Origin of the sequence: Alistipes sp. An54 (genome assembly GCF_002159375.1) — a bacterium.
GTDB lineage: Bacteria > Bacteroidota > Bacteroidia > Bacteroidales > Rikenellaceae > Alistipes > Alistipes megaguti.
The window spans coordinates 195204-217798 of record NZ_NFIA01000002.1; the positions used below are offsets into that span (position 1 = coordinate 195204).

The window sequence follows — 22595 nt, forward strand, 5'->3', positions numbered from 1 at the left end:
ACTTGGACGGATGACCCGACGATCGGTGCTGATCCTCCTCGGAGGCGGACTTCTCTGCGGCTGTTACGACTCCCGATTCGGATCCCCGGAGCGGGATGATACCGTGGAACCCGTCACATCCTCCATTGCCGAACTGAGAAAACGCTTCCTCGGAACCCCGTTCGTCGTGAACAGCGACATCTCCGTCAACGGCCGGGTCGTCTCGTCGGATCAGGCCGGAAACTTCTATCGCTCGATCTGCATCGAAAAGGAGCAGGCCGCTCTCGAAATCCTGACCGGCATCGATCAGTCGCACAACCTGTTCCCCGTGGGGTGCTCCGTGACACTCCGTCTGAAGGGACTCACCGTCGCCGAAAAGTTCGGGGTCCTGCAGGTCGGCGCCCAACCCCGGTCCGGAAGCGGATATGATGTCGATTACATCGGTTCGCTCCCCGCTCTGGAAAAGTGTCTCGTCCGCAACTCCGAGGAACTCGTCGATCCGCAGCCCGCCCGCTTGACCATCCCGGAGCTCGACCCCCTGCTATGCGGTACGCTCGTCAGAATCGACAACCTCCAATACACCCCCGAATCCGAAACGGAAAGCGGGTGGAGCGGATACCGAAAATTTGTCGACCCGGACGGCTGCGCCATCCACTCCTATGTCCGGGACTATGCCGACTTCGCCGACAGAGAGATCCCCGAAACGGTCATCTCGCTGATCGGAATCCTCCAGTACGACGACTCCGGCGAAGGCCATTTCCTGATCAAACTCCGCGATGAGACCGATTGCCTGTTTTAGTCTGGGGGTGCTGATGTGGGCCGGCAGTTGCGACAGGAGCTCCTCTTCCGAATTCAACGAAACTCCCCTCGAAACCGAAATCTCAATCGCCGGACTCAAGGCCCTGTGCGACTCGCAGGGAAGCACCACCATCTCCCGCGATGCCGCCATTTGCGGTAAAGTCGTGGCTAACGATCTTTACGACGAATTCTACCACGAAATCATCATCGAAGACGACAGCGGCGGCATCACAATCGCCATCAACGACAACAACCTCAACAAGACGTTCCCGTTCGGTGCATGGGTCGAGGTGCGTTGCAACGGTCTGGTGCTGCATGACTACGGCGGAAAAATCGAACTCGGAGCCGCACCCGACGCCTACGGAAACAGAGGTATTCCAAGCAGCGAAATCAATCGGTATATTCGCGTCAAAGAGCCCCAGGGCGAGTTGCCACGGGCCGTAAAGCTCTCGTTCGACGAGGTGCAGAGCCGCCATGTCGACACCCGCGTGCGTTTTGACGGAGTGCGATTCGCCGAGGCCGGAAACGCCTGGTGTGACACCGATCCCGAAACCGGAGAACTCGTGACGACCGAACGCGAAATCATCGATTCCAACGGAAACCGGTTTCGTGTCAGAACGTTGGGCAAATGTCACTATGCCGGCGAAGCGTTGCCCAACGGCCAAGGCTCCCTGTTCGGCGTGATCGACTATTTCAACGGTGAATTTTCCCTGCGGGTCACCTTTCATGAATTCGTCTTCCAGACCAACGCTCTCCCGGAACGGGTCATCTCGGACGGTCCTCCGAACGGCCTTTCGCCGTCGTTGCGGTCGCCTGTCAGTCGCCTGTCGGTCGTGAATACGACATCCGGCCCTGACAAGCAGTCATACGATGGCTCCTCCGGGGTTGATCGCGCCCGGATCTGATTGTGTTTCGGAAATGATTATCCGCCGGAGATGATTGCGTGCCCGGTGTGAGATTGCGCGCACCCGGTGTAAGATTACGCTCCCGAAATGGAACTCCCGGAATGAAATGGCGCGCGTCGGAAAAAACGAAAGACTCCGCAGCTAACGCTGCAGAGCCTCCCAAAGCATATCCTTCAAGGTCTGGATGTTGAGCCCCGTGACCGACGAAATAAAGACCGACGGAATTCCCTCGGGAAGATGTTCGCGCATCTGCCCGATCAGTTCGTCGTCGAGCATGTCGCATTTGGTGATGGCCAGCAGCCGCTCCTTGTCCAGCAGTTCGGGGTTGTACTGCGTCAGCTCGCCCAGCAGAATCTCATAGTCGCGGCAGATGTCGTCGCTGTCAGCCGGAATCATGAACAGCAGCACCGAGTTGCGCTCGATATGGCGCAGGAAGCGCGTCCCGAGGCCCCGTCCCTCGTGGGCCCCCTCGATGATGCCCGGGATGTCGGCCATGACGAAGGACTTGTGGTCGCGCACCTCGACGATCCCCAGGTTGGGCTCGAGCGTCGTGAAGGCGTAGTTGGCGATCTTGGGTTTGGCCGCCGATACGACCGACAGCAGCGTCGATTTCCCGGCATTCGGAAAGCCCACCAGTCCCACGTCGGCCAGCACCTTCAGCTCCAGCACGAAAGCCCCTTCGTCGCCCTCTTCGCCCGGCTGCGCATAGCGCGGCGTCTGGTTCGTGGCGCTCTTGAAGTGCCAGTTGCCCAAGCCGCCGCGGCCCCCCTTCAGCAGCACAAGACGTTCGCCGTCGGCCGTCACCTCCCCCACCGTCTCGAGGGTCGTCGTGCCGTCCTCCTGCTCCACCACACGCCGCGCTACCGTCCCCAGCGGAACCGGAATCACGATATCCTTGGCATCCTTGCCCGATGAGCGCGCTCCGGAGCCGTTTTCGCCATCCTCGGCAAACTGGTGGCGCTGGTATTTGAGGTGGATCAGCGTCCAGTACTGGCGGTCGCCCACCAGCACAATGCTTCCGCCCTTGCCGCCATCGCCGCCGTCGGGGCCGCCGAAGGCCACGAACTTCTCCCGCCGAAAGTGGGCCGAGCCCGCTCCGCCGTGGCCCGATCGGGCAAATATCTTGACGTAATCCACAAAATTCGATCCTGCCATACGCTGTATTTATTAGGGGTATCCGGATAAATCCGCCTGCAAAGATAGTACAAAAAATGCAGACCGCGAAAACGGTCTGCACTTGAGCCTTTACCGAGGAAGAGATTCATGACCAGATCCGACCAGCAGGGACGGGTCCGGGAAGATCTGATCCGGAAGAGTCCGGCCCGAGAGGAGCTGCCCCGGGGAGGATGGGCTCTCCTCCGGCATCACCGGCCCCCAGCCTCAGACGTGCGCCGCCACGTAGTCACCCACCTCCGAGGTCGAATAGCAACGCCCGCCCTCGCGGACCAGATCCTCGGTGACAACGCCTGCTTCAAGGGCCGTATTCACCGCCTCGCGAACGGCCGCACCCTCCGCCTCGAGCCCCAGGTGTTCGAGCAGCATCGCCGCCGAGAGAATCGTCGCCATCGGATTGGCGATGTTTCGCCCCGCAGCCTGCGGGTAGGAGCCGTGGATCGGTTCGAACAGAGCCACCTCGGCCCCGACACTCGCCGAGGCCAGCATGCCGAGCGAGCCGCTGATGACACTCGCCTCGTCGGTCAGGATGTCCCCGAACATGTTCTCCGTCACGATCACGTCGAAGTGCGCCGGCTGTCGGATGAGCTGCATCGCCGCGTTGTCGACGAACATGTAGTCAACCTTCACCTCGGGGTACTCCTTCGACACCTGCTGCGCCCGCTCCCGCCACAGCCGCGACGTCTCCAGCACGTTGGCCTTGTCAACCACCGTCAGACGGCGCCGTCGCGACATCGCCAGCCGGAAAGCCACATGAAGTACGCGGTCAATCTCCTCAACCGTATAGCTGCATGTATCGAAGGCCCGGCGGCCATCCTCGTCACGACCCTGCGGACGTCCGAAATAGAGACCGCCCGTCAGTTCGCGCACGCAGATGAAGTCCGTCCCCCGCACCACCTCCGGCCGCAGCGGCGAACGGTCAACCAACGACTCGAAAAGCGTCACCGGACGCAGGTTGGCAAAAAGACCCAGCGACTTGCGCATGCGCAGCAAACCCTGTTCGGGACGCACCTTCGACGTCGGGTCGTTGTCGTACTTCGGGTCCCCGATGGCCCCGAACAGCACGGCATCCGACGTCTGACAGATGCGGTGGGTCTCCTCCGGGTAGGGATCCCCCGTGGCGTCGATCGCCGCGGCGCCAACCTGCGCCCGACGGTATGTGATCCGGTGACCGAAGCGCTCGGCCACCCGGTCCAGCACCTTCACCGCCTCCGAAATAATCTCCGGCCCGATTCCGTCACCGGGCAACAATGCGATCCTGATTTCCATGATTCGTTGGATTGGTTTCTATGATGTTCAACATTTTGATCGTCGCCTTGATCGCCGCTTCGGTCTGATCGGCATCCAGCCCGTGGGTCCGGAACGTGCGGCCGTCGGCCTCCCACGTGATGATCGTCTGCACGAAGGCATCCGTGCGGCCCCCCGGCGGAATCGACACCGCATAGTCCACCAGCATCGGGAAGCGCCGCCCCAGCTGCTCGCGGTAGATCTGGCGCAGGGCCCGCATGAAGGCGTCGTACTGTCCGTCGCCCGCCGATGTCTGCTCGTAGGGCTCGCCGTGGATCTCGATGCGCAGTGTCGCAACGGGATGCAAACCCTGTGCCAGCGAAAGACTGTAGTTCAGAATCCGAACCGGTGCGTCCGTCTGGTCGTAACGCAGCACGTCGGCAATGATATACGGCAGGTCGTCCAACGTCACCAGCTCCTTCTTGTCGCTCAGCTCCACGACCCGCTCGGTCACCTTGCGCATCGCCGCATCGTCCAGGTCGATGCCCAGCAGTTCGAGGTTCTTCAGGATGTTCGCCTTCCCGGAGGTCTTGCCCAGCGCATATTCGCGCACCCGGCCAAAGCGCTCGGGAAGCAATTCATTATAGTATAGGCCGTTCTTATTGTCGCCGTCAGCGTGAACCCCCGCGCATTGCGTGAAGACGCTCTCTCCGACAATCGGCCGGTTCGCCGGTATGCGGACGCCCGTATAGGACTCCACCGTGCGGCTCACGCGGTAGATCTTCCGCTCGACAATGTCGGTCCGGCACCCCAATCGGTCGTGGAGCACCGCCACGGTACTCGACAGCGGCGCATTGCCCGCCCGTTCGCCCAGTCCGTTGACCGTCACGTGGACCCCCCGGAAACCCGCCCGCACGGCCGCCGCCGTATTGGCCACGGCCAGATCGTAGTCGTTGTGGGCGTGAAAGTCGAAACGAAGGGTCGGATAGCGCGTCGTCATCTCCCGGCAGATGCGCTCCGTCGTCCACGGATCGAGGATCCCCAGCGTATCGGGGCACAGAAAACGTTCGACCGGAAGATCCGAAAGACCCTCCACCATCGAATGGACGTAATCCGGCGCGTGCTGCATGCCGTTCGACCAGTCCTCAAGATAGAGATTCACCCGCATGCCCCGATCCGCGGCCCGCAGAATCTCGGCCCGCACGTCGGCAAGGTGCTGCGCGGGCGTACGGCAAAGCTGCTCCTCGCAGTGGCGACGCGAACCCTTGGCCAGCAGATTCACCACGCGGCAGCCCGCCCGCCAAAGCCACTCGACAGAGATCCCTCCGTCGATGAAGCCCAGCGCCTCGATCCGGTCGAGATGGCCCCGCTTGCGCGCCCACTCCGTAATGGCCCGTACGGCCGCCTCCTCGCCGGGAGAGACCCGCGCCGAGGCGATTTCGATCCGGTTGACGCGAAGCTCCTCGAGCAGCAGACGCGCTATGGAGAGCTTCTCCCGCGCGTTGAACGACACACCCGAGGTCTGTTCGCCGTCACGAAGCGTCGTGTCGAGGATCTCCACCCCTGCGGGCATCGGCGTCGTCATCGGACCGCGTGTGTTTTTTCGTACGACTCGATCTGCGGAAGAATGCTCCGCAGGTAGTCCACATCGTCGTAGCCGTTCTGCAGGCACCGCTTCTTGTAGGCGTCGATCTCGAACGGCGTGCTCTCGCCGCTCGCCTCGATCGTGAAGCGCTGGTGGTCCAGATCGACCGTGAAGAGCGCCTGCGGATCACGCCGGATCGCCTCGAAGATCCGCTGCAGGAACGACTCCTCGACCCGAACCGGCAGCAGCCCGTTGTTCAGCGCATTGTTGCGGAAGATGTCCGCGAAAAAGCTCGACACCACCACCCGGAAACCGTAGTCGGCGAGCGCCCACGCGGCGTGTTCGCGCGAACTTCCGCAGCCGAAGTTGCGCCCCGCCACGAGGATCTCTCCCCCGTAGCGCGGATCGTTCAGCGGAAAGGTCGCAACGGGAGCTCCAGAGGCGTCGTAACGCCAGTCGCGGAAGAGGTTATCGCCAAAGCCCTGGCGCTGGGTGGCCTTCAGAAAGCGGGCCGGGATGATCTGGTCGGTATCGATATTCTCCACCTCGACGGGTACCGCCCGCGAAGTGAGGGTTGTGAATTTGGGTATGGACATGGTTTTAACTGCATTTTGCATCCGGCATCGGGGCGGTCATGGAGATTCCGCCATGCGGGTTCCGTCATGCGGGTTCCGTCGTGCCGGTTCCGTCGTGCCGGTTCCGTCGTGCCGGGATATTTCCGATTCTTTCTGTCAAAGTTCCTCGCCGAAGAGTTCGCGCGGGTCCGTAATGCGGCCCCTAACCGCCGCGGCCGCCGCAACGGCTACTCCCGAGAGCAGCGTCCGGGCGCCGGGGCCCTGTCGCCCCTCGAAGTTGCGGTTCGAGGTCGAAACGCTGTATTTCCCCGCCGGGATCTTGTCGGCATTCATCGCCAGGCAGGCTGAGCATCCCGGCTGCCGCAGCTCGAAGCCCGCCGCCGAAAGGATGCGGTCGAGCCCCTCGGCCCGCGCCTGCGCCTCGACGCCCTTCGAACCCGGAACAATCCAGGCCGTCACGCCGTCGGCCCGGTGATGCCCCCGGACCAGCTGCGCAAAGCGCCGAAGATCCTCGATCCGACCGTTCGTACAGCTCCCGACGAAGACGTAGTCGATCGGATGGCCCTGCAGGCGTTCACCCGCCCGGAAATCCATATAGTGCAGCGCCTTCGGGTCGGCATCCGCCGGGATCGTCCCGTCGACGGCCATTCCCATGCCCGGGTTGGTGCCGTAAGTGATCATCGGTGCAATGTCGGCCGCATCGAAGCGGTACTCCTTGTCGAAAACGGCGTCCGGATCGCTGTAAAGCTCTCGCCACCGTCCGACGGCCGCATCGAAGGCCGCTCCCTGCGGCGCCCGTTCACGCCCCCGGAGGTATTCGAAGGTCTTCTCGTCGGGGGCGATCATCCCGCCCCGCGCACCGCACTCGATGCTCATGTTGCAGACCGTCATGCGACCCTCCATCGAGAGCGAACGGATCGTCGAGCCGGCAAACTCGATGAAGTGGCCCGTGCCGCCCGAGGCCGTGATCCGCGAAATAATGTAGAGGATCACATCCTTGGCCTCGACACCCGGGCGCAGCGGTCCGTCGACCGTAATGCGCATCGTCCGGGGCTTGGTCTGCAGGATACACTGGCTCGCAAAGACCATCTCCACCTCCGACGTCCCAACGCCGAAGGCTACGGCCCCCAGCGCTCCATGGGTCGAGGTGTGGCTGTCGCCGCAGACGATCGTCATTCCCGGCTGCGTGAAGCCCAGCTCCGGGCCGATGATGTGTACGATCCCCTGGCGCGGATTCCCCACTCCGAAATGTTCGATGCCGTACCGTGCGCAGTTGGCCGCAAGGGTCTCCACCTGACGCCGCGACTCGGGGTCCTCGATCGGCAGGTGCTGGTTCACGGTCGGGATGTTGTGGTCGGCCGTCGCCGTGATCTGAGCCGGCCGCGCCACGCCGATTCCCCGGCGTTCGAGCCCCGCAAAGGCCACCGGCGAGGTCACCTCGTGGATATACTGGCGGTCGATATAGAGCACGCACCGCCCTCCGTCCTCGACACGCACCGTGTGCGCATCCCAGATCTTGTCCAAAAGTGTCCGTCCCATAAGCTACTCCTCCCCTTTACGTTCCGTCACGTTCAGCGCCCGCAGTGCATCGAGGAAGGCCTCGATCGACGCCCGAGTCGTATCCGTATGCGCGGCAAAGCCGTGAACCGTCCGCGAGCCGCACTGGACCTGCACATGAACCCGGCCCACGTCGTTCGAGCCCCGCGTGATGGCCTGCATCAGAAACTCCGTCAGCACGACCTTCTCGTTGATGAGCTTCTTGATCGCCGTAACGGCCGCATCGACCGGTCCGTTGCCCGTCCCGATCGCCATCCGCTCGTGGTCGCCGAACTTCAGTACCACCGTGGCCGTCGGAACCAGCGTACCGGTGGTCACCTGCAGGAACTTCAGCGCAATGGACTGCTGCTTCATCCGGTCGATGTCGCCCACCAGATACAGCAGGTCGTAGTCGTGGATCTCCTTCTTGCGGTCGGCCAGCGCCAGGAACTTCTCGTAGGTGGCGTCCAGCTCCTCCGGCGTGAGGTCGTAGCCCAGCAGCTCGAGCCGGTGGACCAGTGCCGCACGCCCGCTCCGCGCCGTAAGCGCAATGACCGATTCGTTCAGCCCGATATCGTGCGGATCGATGATCTCGTACGTCTGCCGATCCTTCAGCACCCCGTCCTGGTGGATGCCCGACGAGTGCGCGAAGGCATTCCGCCCGACAATCGCCTTGTTCGGCTGGACGGGCATGTTCATCAGGCTCGACACCAGGTGCGAGGCCTTGGTGATCAGCTGCGAGCGGATCCCCGTGTCGATATCCACATCCTTGTGGCAGCGGAGCGTCATGACCACCTCCTCCAGCGAGGTGTTGCCAGCCCGTTCGCCGATGCCGTTGATCGTCACCTCGGCCTGCCGGGCCCCGTTCAGAATGCCGCTCAGCGTGTTGGCCGTCGCCATGCCCAGGTCGTTGTGGCAGTGCGTCGAAAGAATCGCTCGGTCGATATTGGGCACGTGCTCCATCAGGTAGCGGATCTTGGCCCCGTATTCGTCCGGAAGGCAGTAGCCTGTCGTATCGGGGATGTTCACCACCGTCGCCCCCGCAGCAATCACCGCCTCGACGACCCGCGCCAGGTACTCCGTATCGGCCCGGCCCGCATCCTCGGCGTAGAACTCCACGTCCTCGACGTAGCGTTTGGCATACTTCACCGCCGCAATGGCCCGCTCGTAGATCTCATCCGGCGTCGAGCGAAGCTTGTCGTAGATGTGCTGCGGCGACACCCCGATCCCCGTATGGATCCGTTTGCGCTTGGCCAGCCGCAAGGCGTCGGCCGCTACGTCGATATCCTTCTCCACGGCCCGCGTCAGCGCGCAGATCGTCGGCTCCGAGACCGCCTTCGAGATCTCAAGCACCGAATTGAAATCGCCCGGACTCGAGATCGGAAAGCCCGCCTCGATCACATCCACCCCAAGGGCCTCCAGCAGTTTGGCTACCTCGATCTTCTCCGTCGTGTTCAACTGGCATCCGGGAACCTGTTCCCCGTCGCGCAGGGTCGTGTCGAAAATGTACAGTCTTTCGCTCATACTCGATACGTCGTATTTAATGGGTAAAAATTTCAGTGACGCAGCCTCACGATCGCCGTGCTGCATACGCCACCGTTCTTCTATTTTTTTCGCCCGTAGATTACAATCCGTAACCTAAAGACGCTTTTTTTACGATTGTTTCAGCCAAGAACCGCCATCCACCCTATCACTCCAGAATCGAAGCCCGTTCATAACGCGCTCGTTCTTTGGCAAATATAATCATTTTTTAAGATTTTCAAAAACAAATCCGCAAAATATCGATCCGTTACATCACCTCACGGACAAAAAAACGGGACTGCGAATCCGCAGTCCCGTTAACATTCGGCTCCGGAATGGCCTACTTTTCAAACGTCAGCTCGTCGAGCAGCCACGTCGCTCCGGCATACTTCTCGATCACCCACATCACGTAGCGGATGTCGACGCAGACCGTCTTGGCCAGCTCCGGATGGAACCACACGTCGCCGGCCATCGACTCGCGGTTGCCGTCGAAGGCCAGACCCACCAGACGGCCCCGGGCATCGAGAACCGGACTGCCTGAATTGCCGCCCGTAATGTCGTGGTTGGTCAGGAAATCGACGTAGAGCGTCCCCTTCTCGCCCCAACGACCCCAGTCCCGGGCCGCCAGAAGCTGTCGCAGATGGTCGTCGACCCGGTATTCATACTGTCCGGGATTGTACTTCTCCATGTAGCCCGCCGTCGTCGAGCGCGAATCGTAGTGCACTCCGTCCGAGGGCGAAACCGGGCCCACCGTGCCGTAGGTCAGGCGCATCGTCGAGTTGGCGTTCGGGTACTGGAGGATCCCCTCCGAGTCCCGGAAATCGTAGAGCAGATCGGCATAGATCGACTCGAGGCGCATCACGTAGTTGCCCCCCAGCATCCGACCCATACCTTTGCCCTTGCCACGACCCATGCCGGGGCCCTTGCCACGACCCTCGCCCCGGAAGGCGCCGTAGCCGCAGCAGGCTTCGTGCTCGGCCCGGTCGACACAGTGGGTGAAGGTCTGCACCGGAACCGATTCGGTCAGTGCTACCAGCGGATCCTGCTGGATTTCGGCAACCGAACGGTCGCAGGCAAAGTAGGCGTCAAAGCGGTCGGCCGACGAGCAGAACGATGCATCGAAAGCTGCACGCGCCATGCGGTCGGCATCGCCGCCCGCCGCATCGTACTGCCGGCAGAGCGCTTCTCCCCACATCTCGCGCGGAACACTTGCCGTAAAGTTCACCGCCATGCGGGCGAACAAATCGCGATCCGTCGCCGGATCATAGTTCTTGCGCAGGCGGAAGCCCGCACGCAGTACGCCGGCAACGTCCTCGTCCGAACGACGCAGCGAATCGCGATGCGTACGCTCGAGTTTGCCCAGATAGGAGGCTACCCGATTGGCCGTCAACAGCGCCTCGCTCGGACCCAGCCATGCCTCGCGGAAGTAGTTCAGCGCCACCTCGGCGTCGCGGCGCTTCGCGTAGCCCGCCGAAAGGTACTCCAGCAGATCGCCATACTGCGCCCGCCGCGCCGAATCGGCGTCGATCCACGCCTGAAGGCGCTCCTCTTCGGCTCGGCGGATCGACGACACGCCGAACCGTTGCAGGCAGCGGGTCTCCCACTTGGCGTAGTCGGCGTAGTTGCTCAGCGAGAAGAAGGCATCGGAATAGGCCATCCGAACCAGCGGATCCCGCTCCATGTGGCGCCGGATGATGTCCATGCGCTCCTGGCGGTTCTGGACCACCACCGGATTCTTGACGTACTGCTTCTCATCAATGGCATACGACGAGGCGTAGCGGTTCGTGCGGCCCGGGAAGCCCAGGATCATCTGGAAATCGCCGTCGTGGACTCCCCCCGTCGCAATCCGCAGCACCGTGCGCGGTTTGAGAGGAACGTTCTCCGCTGCGTACTCCGCCGGACGGCCGTCCGGAGCCGTATAGACCCGGTAGAGGGCGAAATCTCCCTTGTGCTGCGGCCAGCCCCAGTTGTCGTAGTCGCCGCCGAAGGCTCCGATCGAAACCGGAGGCGCACCAACCAGACGCACGTCACGGTAAACCTCGTAGTAGAACATCTGGTAGAGTTTGCCGCCCCACATCGACATGCACGAAACTTCAAGGTCGGTCGTCGCGGCGTACTTCTTCTCGATCTCCGAGTAGACCCGACGCATCGACATCGGGCCCCATTTCCCTTCGTTCCTAAGGCGCGTCTTGATCGCCTCGACCTCCGCCGTCACATCCTCGATTCGACGCAGAAACGACACCGTCTTGCCCGGTACGGGGATCTCCTCCCCGCGCGTCCGCGCCCAGAAACCCGTCTCCAGGTAGTTGTGCTCCTCGGTCGAAAGAGCGCAGATGTCACTGTAGGCCACGTGGTGGTTCGTGATCATCAGCCCCTCGTCCGAAATCATGCTTCCGGTACCCATGCCTCCGTCAACGGCAACCACCGCATCCGACAATGCCGGAGTCTGCTCGTCGTAGATGGCCGAAGCCTTCAGCTTCAGACCCTCGGCTCGCATCCGGGGGTAGATCTTCCCCAGATCGGTCATCAGCCACATCCCTTCGTCGGCCCGTACCGACTGAAGGATCGTCAACAGCGCCAGGGCGCCCGTAATCCATCTCTTCATGTTGTCTCTTTTTCGCTTGTTGTCTGCTTTCTCCTCATCGCAGAAGCGACACACGCCCCTTGATGCCCCCATCGGGCCCGGGTGTGTGTCGCTTTGCTGCGGTTTACCGGTATCGGAACACTACTTCGTAGCTGCCGCGGCGGCCGGTTCCTCGACCGTGTGGCCCTCAACCGTGAACTTCAGCCGCGGTGCCGACTCCTGGAACGTGCCGTCGGCCATGCGAAGCGTCCACTTCTCGGCCTGGAAAATCTCCTTCCAGATCCGCGCATCGTCCCACATCGACTTCACGTAGTGCAGTCGCATCACCGGTACGGTGTCGCGAAGCACGAAGTCCAGCGACGTGATGCCATCCTGGCACGACAGAAAACTCTTGAAATAGGGGAACGTACGGCGGATAAGCGGCTTCTCGATGCTCGGGAACTCCATCTCGTAGACCGCCTTCGGGAAGGCCGCGTCGTCGCCCCACTTCTCCTGGTTGGCCACGAAGCGTCCGTTCATCTCCTCGATCTCGCGGAACATCACCTGGGCAAACTCCTCGCGCGAAACCTCTTCCGCCCACTCGAAGCTCTTCAGCACCGTGTGCATCGGGATCGTCTTCTCACCCTCCTTCATCGGAATGATCAGCTCCCTGGCATCGATTGCCTCGGCCATCTGCTTCTCGGTAATCGTCACCGACGGATCCGTATAGACCGTCACCGCTACCGGGCAGGCAAACTCCGACGTGAAGCCGTAGATACCCTCGATCTTCTGGAGCACCATGCCGAAATAGACCATGTCCATCCGGTCGTGGAGCCCCTCAACGCCCAACTGCAGCACCCGCAGCGTCGGCACATCGGCCGTCGGCATGGCATACTTGCGCATCGTCGGCGTAAAGATCGCCTCCTGGATCTTCACCGTATCGGTCTTCGCCGGGTCATAGAGAATCTCGACGCCGTGGTGACGGACATACGTCTTCACGCCATAGACGCCCGGCACCGTCTGCATCTTGGCCGAGAAGGCCTTCGACGAGCCGTAGCACTTCACCGTCTGCAGCCCCTGCATCTCGTAGGTCGTCAGGTTCTCGACCTTCTCATAGTCACCCCACTTCTCGTCGATGGTCGGAAGCTCCAGCGTGTTGCCCAGCCACAGCGCTATGGCAAACAGTACCACAGTCAGAATACCCGGCACCCAGCGCAGCGACCGCCGCCCGTTGAACTGAAGCGCATCCTGCGAACACGACGAAATGCACTGTCCGCACATCGTACAGTCGACATGCTTCACCTTCCCGAGATCCTGCACGCGGATCCCGTAGGGGCACTTCTTCGTGCAGAGTCCGCACCCGTTGCAGGCCTCCGCATCACGCACGACGTACATCAGCGGGAAGGTGCAGCTGCGCAGCTTGATCATCTCGATCAGGTAGGCCGCCAGGCACGTCGCACCGATGATCCACGGCCAGCTCCCCTCGACTCCCGTCAGTCCGAGAATCCACGCTACAACCGCGGCGGCCAGCAGCAGCCACGTGAACTTGAAGATGTTGCTCGCGGCGCCCAGCGGGCAGATGTACTTGCACCAGAACATCTTCACCACAAAACCGCCCAGCAGAAGCAGCACAAGGCTCGTGATGGACATCCAGAGGACGATCTCGCCCTTGAAGCCCGTGGCCACGGCGTAGTAGGGATCCAGCTGCTTGCAGAACAGCTCGCTCGACGAAAGCGTGTTGTAGAGAATCGTGAACAGCAGCACGTATTTCACGACGCGCAAGGCGCGGTCGGCAATGCTCCCCGGACGGATCTCAACCTGTACGTGCAGCTTCTTGCCCACGCGGCCCATCGCTTCACCCACGGTGCCTACCGGGCAGAGGTAGCCGCAGAAGAGTTTCGAGAAGAGGATCACCCCGACGGCCAGCACCAGCCCCATCATGATCTGAAGCATCGACATCGAGCAGGCCAGCGAATTGTTGACCACATAGGTGCCGAAGGCCTGCAGTCCGCCGAACGGACAATACTTCTCCACGTCAACCGCCTTGTCGGCAAACGTGCTCCAAAGCACCGTGACCACAATGGCGGCCAGAACGCCCCATTGCAGCACGTGTTTCAGGTAATTGGGTTTTCTTTTCATGAATCGTTAATAGTGTTGTGTGTGTTGTCTTTGCCTGTTCAGCCCCGGTGCTACTCCGCATCCTTGATACAACGGACCGGGACTCCGCAGAAGCCGCTGTTGTAGGCGACCGTCACGCGGTTATAGGTGTCATTATAGGTAATCATAGCCGCGAAATACTGGATATTCTTGATGCCGCTCATCGCATCGCCTGCCGTATTATAGGTGATCTGGTAGGCCGTCGATCCGGCATAGTAGCCCATACCGTAGGCCGTATCATCAGCCTTGGATACCGACGCCATATAAGCAGGCGTTGCAGTCGCATTATTGGCGTTGATATAACCACAGCCCGAGAAGTTGAAGCCGTCTTCGTTGAGCTTGACCATCGAACCGCCGTTCTGGGCCGCATCATAATAGGGAGCCGTCGGATCGGAAAGTCCGCCCGAACCGGCTCCGGCCAGTTTCATCCATTCATCCTTCGTCGGGATGTGCCAGCCGTCGGGGCAAATACCCTGAGCACCCTCCTTCGTATTGTAGTTCTCCGCTGTCAGCTCGCCATCCAGACCCAGCAGCACCGGATAGCTGTACAACAGGCCGTTCGTCTCGGCCAGATCCGGATCGACCTCCTTGTCCAGGTTGCACGGGTACCATACGCCGTTGCCATCGGCCGGATTGCTCGAAATGCTCTTGCCTTCGGGTACGTAGCGCAGGTTCTCGGCCATCCATGTCCGGCCGTCCTTCAGCGTCACGATCTTGTACTTCACACCGCCCCACTCGACCGTGGCTGCTTCGCTCGTACCCTGACCCTCGGTCGGAATCTCTTCGGCATCCTCCCAGCCCTCGATCGGGCCATCCATCACAATCTCCATGTTGGTCGGCTTGACACGGACCGTCACCGGGTAGCTCTTGCCGCCCTCAAGTTCCGTCTCGCTGTAGCTCTGCGAGCGCGTGCCCTCGGCCGTCGTCACCGTTACGCTGAACTTCGCCGACTGCGGAACTACCAATGCGTAGTATTTCGAATTGGCCGTCACCTCACGCGCCGTAATGTCCTGCGTCGCAGCATCCGACTTGACCGTCACCGTATTGGCCGCGGCGTCGATCACGGCCGTGCCGATCGTCCCCGTCACCACAAGCTGCGTCACCGGGAAGTCCGTCTCGTTGTCGATCGTGAAGACCAGACGCGACATCTTGTGGCGGAAGGTCATCCCCACGGCATTCTTCGTCGGGTAGACGCCCGTCTTCAGGGCCGTCATCAGGTCCGAAGCACCGTAGCCGTCACCTCCCTGGTCGGCCTTCACCGTAAACTCCGAAGGCGCCGGATCCGAATAGGGATAGTAGGCAAATAACGTCGCCGGGGCATTCACATCTTCGTACCACAGCAGACTCTCCTCGCCCGCAAAGCGGCTGTCACTGCCGTAGACAAACTTACGGTTGGCCACGTAGGCCTCCGCTGCCGTCGTCACCGTTACGCCAATCGCATCCCCCGTCTCGAAATCCACCTCCGTGGCTCGCGTGATCGTCGGATCGATCGTCAACTGCATCGGACCCGAAGGCCCGCTCTCCTCCTTCGAACAGGCCACCACCATCGCAGCAGCCACTGCCATCGTCAGAATCCTTTTCATAAGCGTCAGTTTTTATCGGTTAAAAATTATATCCTACGCCCAGTGTCGCCCGAACCCGGTTGGGTTGCGACACGTAATGCACGTCAAATCCATGCTCGTAGCGCGCCGACAGGTCGATATAGAACCGCCGGATGTTGCGCCGCACGCCCGCTCCGGCCCCAACCCGCGGCATCGTCCAGTATTCGTTCTCGCAGTTGTAGAAGTCGGTCAGCTGCATCGGGTATTCACCCGGCCGGGCCGGCGACTCGCCCAGTTCCTCCCGTTCGCTGAAACCGCCCCGCCGGAAATCAGCCGCAAGGGTCAGCTCCCACGCCCCGAAGCGGTAAAGCCACGTACTCCAGACCATCGTCCACTGCAGCCGCTGACCCCGCGTCTGCGGGTACATCAGCGTCGACTCGCGGTTCAGATCCGTATGGTTTATACCCACACGCCAGTCCATGCGTGTCGTCGTCCATTCGTATTCGGCGCTCAGGTCGAGCCGCTTGCGTCCGAAAATCGGCGTCGAGCCGTGCAGGTGAGGGGTCGAAACGCCGTTGACCGACTCGTAGGTGAGGATGTTCTCGCGGTTGGCAAGCGACTCCCACTCCATACCGAGTCGTACGTAGTGGAGGTCGGACGCCTCGCCGAGGGTCAGCACACCGTTTGCCGTCACCAGATCGGCATCGTATTCGTGCCAGATCGCACCGCCCTCGCCCGTGCGCCCCTGCCGGTTGCGGTAGGCCGCATCCACGTAGAGAGGACCGTACTGAAGCTGGAGCCCCGCGCCCTGGGTCGTCTCGCGGATCGGGAAGCCCGTCACGCCCGACGTCGTCAGGTGAAGGTCGTTGCTCTCCCACAACTGCAGCGTTCCGTAGCGAAGCCCCCGGTCAAAAAAGGCCTGGTACGATTCCGGCGTTGAGCCGATCTCCTCGGCCTCGATCTTCTCGTTGTCGATCCCGACGATATAGGCCGCGCCCACGGCAAAACGTCCCGAACGATACATCACGCCCGGCGAAAACTCGAAATCCAGACGCGTGTTCTTGTGGCGGAGGTCCTTGCGCTTGGCGTAGTTGCGCGCCTCGAACGAGACGTTCAGTCCCACCAGCCACCGCCGGGTCAGCTCGGCAGAAAGCCCCGCACGGAAGTTATAGCTCTCACGAACCTTCCGTCCCGGCGTGAACTCCACGATATCAACCGGATAGTAGCCCGGGACGGTAAACATCGACCCGCACATGTTCCGGCCGTCGAAATAGTCGTAGTTGAAGCCGCCGGCAAACGAAATCCGGTTCAGGTGGCGGATCGATTCCGTACGCACCCCGGCGTTCCAGCTGTTGTCCGACGACGAAGGGTCCGTCAGCCCGCCGTTCTCCTTCGTGAAGTAGGCCTCCGCGTAGGAGTGGCTCACGCTGTCCTGGCGAAGCCCCGCCGCGTTGACCGACCCGTTCCACGCATTGCGCCGGAAGGTCTCTTCAAAGCGATCCTGCGCCACGGCTCCCGTGGCGGCGATCAGAAGCAGTATGGTTACAATCCGTCTCATAAGCCCTCTCGCAGCGATTGTGTCTCCCGCTCATAGAAGTCGTTCGACGAGTTGTTCGTATCGTAATAGACGTCAAAACCGGCCGATGCAGTGGTCGTCTCGTTCAGCCGACGGTGAAGCGTATGTCCCTGCGACATGGCCGAAAACTCCACACCCGCGGCGTCGATGTCCGCCCGCAGACGCTTGGTGCGCGTCGCTCCCGTCTTGTCGATCACCTCAACACCGTCGATGACCCAGTCCCACGGAATCTTCGTATAGAGCAGCGATCCGTCCTGCGTCTCCGAATCCTTCGACGCCAGATACGACGTCAGATCATACCCCTCCGGGGCCCGGAAGATGATGATCGCCGGCGAATTGTTCGATATCACATAGGCGCTGCTCTTGCCCGTCTTCTTGAGCATCTTCAGGTAGTGCGCCTCGTCGATCTGGTCGCCCGGAGCCGGCGTCGGGTAGGTCGTCGTTCCCGGATAGTTCAGCAGATCGTAGAGGACGAAATAGCCCTTGCGGTTCAGATTCACCGACATCGAGTAGGTCTGCGTATGGTCCACGCCGTGGTAGGCGATCACCGCATCATCGCCCGGTGCCAGCGGATAATCCTCCCCGCTGCCCGGGAACTGCCAGACGCAGTCCGGAACCGGAGCGAAATCCTGGAAAACCAGATTGCCCGTCGCATCGGTCGTCGTCCACGGGTTGTTCGTCGCCGACGAGTTATAGGGCGCTACGGTACTCAGACACAATCCATCGAGATATTGCGTCTCAAACGAATTGTTGTGCAGGATGATGTACTTGTCGTTGGTATAGGTTCCCGTCGAGGGGTAATCCTGCGGGCAGCCGCCCGAGTAGATCTCCTTGATGATGACCGTACCCGGCTTGGAGTACGACAGTGCAACGGTCAGGTTCTGGTCCCCGGACGAAAGATCCACCAGCTCCACCGAACCGTTGAAAACCGACTCTTCATCGGCAAGGTCCAGCACCGAAAGCTTGTAGTGGCCCGCCGAAACGCGGAAATCAACATCTCCCGCAGCATCGGTCAGCGCCGTATAGACATTGCCCGAATTGCGGTCGGAAAGAGTCACCGCAACGCCCTCGCGCAGGTAGTCCGCATACTCCTCCGGGTAGCTCACCGCCACATGCAGGCTGCGGACCGAACGCCCGTAGGGATCACTTCCGAACGACGTGCAGGCCGCCGAAAACATCACAAAACAGATAAGTGTCAGCTTCTTCATCGTCGTCAGAATTTGAGGCGTACCGTCAGGCCGTAGTAGAACGACGGGGTGAAGACCACCCGTACTCCCGTCGCATAGGAGCGCATGAACGGTCGCGAATTGGTGAAGTTATTGGCGTAGAACGAAATCGACACATGGTCGCCGATCTCCTTCGTTATGCTCAGATTGGCCGAAAAATAGGGGTCGTAGCCATCTTCGTTAAAGGCGTACGTGTTGGCCGAACGCAGCAGCAGCGACGCAAAATCGGGATTGTTCCGCTCGGCATCCGTAAAGGGATGCCGCTCGCCCGACTGGTCGATATAGGCAATCGGCCAGATGGCCGTATAGCTGTTGCCGTCGTAGATGCTCCCGCCCGTCGGATTGCGGTTCTCGTCGACGTTGAAGGCGTACTCCTCGCCGTTATACTCCGAAAGGTGCTGCGAACGCTTAAGAAGCGACGCCTCCAGCCGCAGCGAGATGATCATCCGGATCGACGGCAGGTGCGTCGTCGCCGTCAGGTTCGCATCCAGTGAGTGGGTCTTCGTGCCGTTGTAGGTGATCGTCGAGTTGCTCCCGTTGTCGGCGTAGATGCCCACGTAGGGGTAGAAGTTTCCGCCCGTCGTGACACTCGGATAGTACCACGCCTCACCCGTATTGATGTACTTCGTATAGCCATAGGCTCCGTCGAGCCGAAGCTGCGTCCGCAGGGGCCGGATCTCCGGAAAGTCGAAGACAAACTCCAGTCCCATGCGGTCGACCGGCGATCCGTTGCTCTGGTAAGTGTTCCGAACAAAGGTCTGCTTGTCACTCCCCGTCATCAGGATCCATCCCTGCGACATGTTGTCCGCATCGCGGATAAACATCTCGCCCGTCTGGCTGTCCACCTTGAAGAGCGGATGGGTCGGCATCGTGAAGGGTTCGCCGTCCGGCGTGGTCGTCGGCAGCGAACTCAGCCGGTAGGTATAGGGTTCGTACTCGTTCTTGAGCTCAAAGGGGTATTTCGTGCGGTTGAAGTAGCCAACCAGCGAAATCGACGTCCCGCCGATGCGCAGATCGACTCCCACCTCCGAATTGCGGTTCCGCTGCCAACGCAGGTCGGGATTGTACATGATCTCATAGGGCCGCGTGTGGAAAACGTAGAGGCTCTGGCCGCCGTACGAAACGCCGTAGACCTGACGGTCGAGATAGTTCGGGTCCGGGTAGAGAATCTTGAACGACGGCAGTTTGTCGGTCAGACCCCACCCGCCGCGGATCGTCAGCCAGTCCGTAATGCGGTACTTCAGGTTCAGTCGCGGAGAGAGGCTCTGCGTCTTGTCGTAGCGCGTCCCCTTGATGAAGGTCTTCTCCGCACGCAGTCCCGCCATCAGCTGCACCGATCCGCTGCCCACGGGCAGTGTCAGCGTCTCCTCAAGGTAGGCCGCCAGATTGTGCATGTACGGAATGTCGGTATAGGGCCGAGGACGGTAGCCGTTCGGCGCCAGCGTCGGATCCTCGTAGTAGGCCCCCTGGCCCACGTTGCCGTCGGCTCGCCACGATACGCCCACCTTGGCATTGCTGTGAATGTCTCCCCAACTGCGGATCCACGTCGCCTTGAGATTGGCCGCATAGTCCAGCTCCTTCGAATCGACACACTGCGTCGTATAGTAGGTCGACGGAAGCAGATCCGCTACAAAGTAACCCTCGTCCGTCGCGTGGACCGCCGGACTCATCGTCGAACTCGTATTATAGGTATGGATCCGCGTAAGATTGTCCGCATAGTTGATCGAGGCGTCGAAATCCACACTCGTGATCGCCTTGCGGTTGAGCAGCCACTTGAGCGACGTATTGGCCCGCAGGGCATTGTCTCGGTCCTTCTCCCACTCGCCGGCCTGCACGTCGGGATCATCCTCCGAGTTCATGCCGCCCACGTTGGCCGAAACCCCGAAATCAAAGCGCAGCACCTTCGCAAAGGTATTCTGGTAGTTGAGCGAAAGCCCCGTGCGCGAATAGGAGGTATAGGGCGAGGTCGGATTCTTCGTCGCCCGCGTATACTCGATGTTCGAATTCAGCACTCCGCGGTCGTCGCCCAGATCAAAACCCTTCGAGGCGGCAATCTGCTTGGTCCGCGGATTGGTCGAGAGAACCAGCATGTAGGGCGTGCGACCCTTGCGCGTCGAGATCTTCACCATACCCGACGAAATATCCCCGTACTCGGCCGACGGCACGCCCGTGATCACCTCGACCGATTCGATCGACGTCGAGGAGATGTTGCGTGTACTGACGCCCGTCAGGTCCCCCAGCGAAGCGTTGGTCGACAGGCGTACGCCATCCACCTCTACGGCCGTTCCGAACGAGGCATTGCCCGCCGTCGACCCGCCGTCGCGCAACGAAAAAGTGTTGTTCTCCATCAGGTCCGGATTCACCGTCTTGCCGCCAGGAAGCAGCGTCGAGATGTCCGACACGTTGACCATCTGCAGGTGGTTGATGGCATTCCCCTCGATCGTACGCGAGGTCGCCATGGCGTTGGTCGCCTCACGCGCCGTAACCACCACACTCTCCAGCTTGAGGTTGTCCTCCGGGGCGTAGAGGCACAACGAATCCAGGTCGCGGTGAACCTCAACCTCCGTAAGCGTCGTCACGTAGCCCAGGCACGAGACCGAAAAGAGCACCTTGCCCGCCGGTACGTTCTTCACCGAAAAGTTTCCCTCGTTGTCCGCTACGGCCCACAAACCCGCCTTCGGAAGCTCCACGACGGCCAGCCCGATCGGGGTCGGTTTCTTTCCCCCCCCCTTGACCAGTACACGTCCCGACACGTTGTATTGCTGTGCAATTAAGGCAGTCGGTAATGCCCAAAACAATACCAACAGGAGTAGATATCGTCTCATAATAGCCTAACTAACGCTACAAATATATAAAAAAAGCGCATGATATTCTTTTTATTGACTCTTTTTTCAGATATACAGTCCCTTTCTTAAATTTATTAAATAAAACAAAGACGGCATAACGGACAGATATTCCGTCAGATATAACATTTCCCAAAGGACGATCGGAACGGATACGCCAATCGGGGAAATACGCAAAAAAATAAGGAGGTCCTGAGTCTTTGGGGGCCATGGGGCTCAAAGACTCAGGAGCTCAGACATTCCGTTTTCTCGGATTCAGAGGCTCAGAGGCTCGCAGGGAAGCCCCCAGGCCTCGGCTACCGGCCGGTAGACCACCTTGCCCGAAACCACGTTCAGCCCCAGCGCCAGCTCCGCATTCTCACGCGCGGCCCGCTGCCAGCCCTTGTCGGCCAATTGCAGCACGTAGGGAAGCGTTGCGTTGGTCAGCGCCAGCGTCGAGGTCCGCGGCACGGCTCCCGGAATATTCGCCACGCAATAGTGCAGAATACCGTCCACGTAGTAGACCGGATCCTCGTGCGTCGTCGGGCGCGACGTCTCGAAGCACCCTCCCTGGTCAATCGCAACGTCTACCATCACCGTTCCCGGCTCCATCAGTTTCAACATGTCGCGCGTCACGAGTTTCGGTGCCTTCGCCCCGGGAATCAAAACCGAACCGATCACCAGATCGGCATGACGCAGCTCCTCGCGGATGTTATACTCCGACGACATGAGCGTCTTGACGTTCTTCGGCATCACGTCGGCCAGATAGGTCAGGCGCTGCAGCGAAATGTCGCAGATCGTCACGTCGGCTCCCGTGCCCGCCGCCGTACGCGCCGCAGCCGTCCCGACAACACCCGCTCCGATCACGAAGACCTTCGCCGGCTTCACGCCCGGAACACCTCCCAGCAGTACGCCCTTGCCTCCACGCGGCTTCTCCAGAAAATAACACCCCTCCTGTGCCGCCATGCGCCCGGCAACCTCCGACATCGGAATCAGCAGCGGCAGCGACCGGTCCGCACGCTCGACCGTCTCATAGGCGCAGCACACGGCCCCGCTGTCGATCATCGCATGGGTCAGCGCCTCGCTGCTCGCAAAGTGAAAATAGGTGAAGACCAGCTGGTCGCGACGGATGAGTTTGTACTCCGGGGCAATCGGCTCCTTGACCTTCACGATCATCTCCGCCGTGGCGTAGACATCCTCGATCGTGGGCAGAAGCTCCGCCCCGACGGCCGTATAGGCCGAGTCGGCAAATCCGCTGTTCTCTCCGGCCGTAGCCTGCACATACACCTTGTGTCCCCGCTTGACGAGCTCCTGGGCGCCCGCCGGGGTCAGAGCAACGCGGTTCTCGTTGTTCTTGATCTCTTTTGGAATACCGACAATCATGGGTTTGAAGTTTTTAAGGTTTTCGCCT

General features: G+C 60.9%; 15 protein-coding genes. 2 read left to right on the forward strand and 13 right to left on the reverse strand.

The window, feature by feature from the left end:
- Window positions 1-10: 10 nt before the first annotated feature.
- Together B5G09_RS03210 and B5G09_RS03215 are read left to right on the forward strand one after the other, a co-directional pair.
- On the forward strand, window positions 11-778 hold the full coding sequence (locus tag B5G09_RS03210; protein ID WP_087404007.1) for a DUF5689 domain-containing protein: 768 nt from the start codon (window positions 11-13) through the stop codon (window positions 776-778).
- Window positions 756-1682 (forward strand): DUF5689 domain-containing protein, encoded by a 927-nt coding sequence (locus tag B5G09_RS03215; RefSeq protein WP_206384405.1) that lies wholly within the window; start codon window positions 756-758, stop codon window positions 1680-1682. Before B5G09_RS03210 ends, B5G09_RS03215 begins: the two co-directional genes overlap by 23 nt.
- A gap of 141 nt (window positions 1683-1823) precedes the next feature.
- On the opposite strand, the gene obgE is transcribed toward B5G09_RS03215, so the two are convergent.
- The 13 genes from obgE to ald all read right to left on the reverse strand — a co-directional run bounded on the left by obgE (window position 1824) and on the right by ald (window position 22567).
- Window positions 1824-2837: a GTPase ObgE gene (gene obgE / locus B5G09_RS03220; protein ID WP_087309215.1), complete on the reverse strand. Its 1014-nt coding sequence runs from the start codon at window positions 2835-2837 to the stop codon at window positions 1824-1826.
- Window positions 2838-3062: 225 nt separating this feature from the next.
- Complete coding sequence (gene leuB / locus B5G09_RS03225; RefSeq protein ID WP_087309214.1) at window positions 3063-4124, reverse strand: 3-isopropylmalate dehydrogenase; 1062 nt, start codon at window positions 4122-4124, stop codon at window positions 3063-3065.
- Window positions 4093-5655, reverse strand: a complete 1563-nt coding sequence (locus B5G09_RS03230) for an alpha-isopropylmalate synthase regulatory domain-containing protein (RefSeq protein ID WP_087404092.1) — start codon at window positions 5653-5655, stop codon at window positions 4093-4095. Before B5G09_RS03230 ends, leuB begins: the two co-directional genes overlap by 32 nt.
- 8 nt (window positions 5656-5663) lie before the next feature.
- Window positions 5664-6263 (reverse strand): 3-isopropylmalate dehydratase small subunit, encoded by a 600-nt coding sequence (gene leuD / locus B5G09_RS03235; RefSeq protein WP_087309213.1) that lies wholly within the window; start codon window positions 6261-6263, stop codon window positions 5664-5666.
- 135 nt (window positions 6264-6398) lie between these two features.
- Window positions 6399-7781, reverse strand: a complete 1383-nt coding sequence (gene leuC, locus B5G09_RS03240; protein ID WP_087404008.1) for a 3-isopropylmalate dehydratase large subunit — start codon at window positions 7779-7781, stop codon at window positions 6399-6401.
- Window positions 7782-7784: 3 nt separating this feature from the next.
- The gene (locus B5G09_RS03245) at window positions 7785-9302 is read right to left on the reverse strand and encodes a 2-isopropylmalate synthase (protein ID WP_087404009.1); all 1518 of its coding nucleotides are present in this window, start codon (window positions 9300-9302) and stop codon (window positions 7785-7787) included.
- A 337-nt stretch (window positions 9303-9639) separates the two neighbouring features.
- A complete protein-coding gene (locus tag B5G09_RS03250) occupies window positions 9640-11904 on the reverse strand; it encodes a S46 family peptidase (protein ID WP_087404010.1) in 2265 nt (754 codons plus the stop codon).
- 120 nt (window positions 11905-12024) lie between these two features.
- Complete coding sequence (locus B5G09_RS03255; RefSeq protein WP_087404011.1) at window positions 12025-14001, reverse strand: 4Fe-4S binding protein; 1977 nt, start codon at window positions 13999-14001, stop codon at window positions 12025-12027.
- A gap of 50 nt (window positions 14002-14051) precedes the next feature.
- A complete protein-coding gene (locus tag B5G09_RS03260) occupies window positions 14052-15602 on the reverse strand; it encodes a fimbrillin family protein (RefSeq protein ID WP_241147552.1) in 1551 nt (516 codons plus the stop codon).
- 19 nt (window positions 15603-15621) lie between these two features.
- Window positions 15622-17118 carry a DUF6850 family outer membrane beta-barrel protein gene (locus B5G09_RS03265; protein WP_087404013.1) on the reverse strand — a complete coding sequence of 499 codons (1497 nt, stop codon included), beginning with the start codon at window positions 17116-17118 and terminating at the stop codon, window positions 15622-15624.
- Complete coding sequence (locus B5G09_RS03270; protein WP_087404014.1) at window positions 17115-18344, reverse strand: DUF4876 domain-containing protein; 1230 nt, start codon at window positions 18342-18344, stop codon at window positions 17115-17117. Before B5G09_RS03270 ends, B5G09_RS03265 begins: the two co-directional genes overlap by 4 nt.
- A 5-nt stretch (window positions 18345-18349) precedes the next feature.
- Window positions 18350-21115 carry a TonB-dependent receptor gene (locus tag B5G09_RS03275; protein WP_241147553.1) on the reverse strand — a complete coding sequence of 922 codons (2766 nt, stop codon included), beginning with the start codon at window positions 21113-21115 and terminating at the stop codon, window positions 18350-18352.
- A 345-nt stretch (window positions 21116-21460) separates the two neighbouring features.
- Window positions 21461-22567, reverse strand: coding sequence for an alanine dehydrogenase (ald, locus tag B5G09_RS03280; RefSeq protein ID WP_087309206.1), 1107 nt, complete (start codon window positions 22565-22567; stop codon window positions 21461-21463).
- Between the last annotated feature and the right edge of the window lie 28 nt (window positions 22568-22595).

Excerpts from the sequence above, each read along its gene's own strand:
- B5G09_RS03210 (WP_087404007.1), top strand. The coding sequence starts at position 11 with ATGACCCGACGATCGGTGCTGATCCTCCTCGGAGGCGGACTTCTCTGC.
- B5G09_RS03260 (WP_241147552.1), bottom strand. The coding sequence starts at position 15,602 with ATGAAAAGGATTCTGACGATGGCAGTGGCTGCTGCGATGGTGGTGGCC.
- B5G09_RS03255 (WP_087404011.1), bottom strand. The coding sequence starts at position 14,001 with ATGAAAAGAAAACCCAATTACCTGAAACACGTGCTGCAATGGGGCGTT.
- B5G09_RS03245 (WP_087404009.1), bottom strand. The coding sequence starts at position 9,302 with ATGAGCGAAAGACTGTACATTTTCGACACGACCCTGCGCGACGGGGAA.
- leuC (WP_087404008.1), bottom strand. The coding sequence starts at position 7,781 with ATGGGACGGACACTTTTGGACAAGATCTGGGATGCGCACACGGTGCGT.
- B5G09_RS03270 (WP_087404014.1), bottom strand. The coding sequence starts at position 18,344 with ATGAAGAAGCTGACACTTATCTGTTTTGTGATGTTTTCGGCGGCCTGC.
- B5G09_RS03215 (WP_206384405.1), top strand. The coding sequence starts at position 756 with ATGAGACCGATTGCCTGTTTTAGTCTGGGGGTGCTGATGTGGGCCGGC.
- leuD (WP_087309213.1), bottom strand. The coding sequence starts at position 6,263 with ATGTCCATACCCAAATTCACAACCCTCACTTCGCGGGCGGTACCCGTC.
- obgE (WP_087309215.1), bottom strand. The coding sequence starts at position 2,837 with ATGGCAGGATCGAATTTTGTGGATTACGTCAAGATATTTGCCCGATCG.
- B5G09_RS03265 (WP_087404013.1), bottom strand. The coding sequence starts at position 17,118 with ATGAGACGGATTGTAACCATACTGCTTCTGATCGCCGCCACGGGAGCC.
- B5G09_RS03250 (WP_087404010.1), bottom strand. The coding sequence starts at position 11,904 with ATGAAGAGATGGATTACGGGCGCCCTGGCGCTGTTGACGATCCTTCAG.
- ald (WP_087309206.1), bottom strand. The coding sequence starts at position 22,567 with ATGATTGTCGGTATTCCAAAAGAGATCAAGAACAACGAGAACCGCGTT.
- B5G09_RS03230 (WP_087404092.1), bottom strand. The coding sequence starts at position 5,655 with ATGCCCGCAGGGGTGGAGATCCTCGACACGACGCTTCGTGACGGCGAA.
- leuB (WP_087309214.1), bottom strand. The coding sequence starts at position 4,124 with ATGGAAATCAGGATCGCATTGTTGCCCGGTGACGGAATCGGGCCGGAG.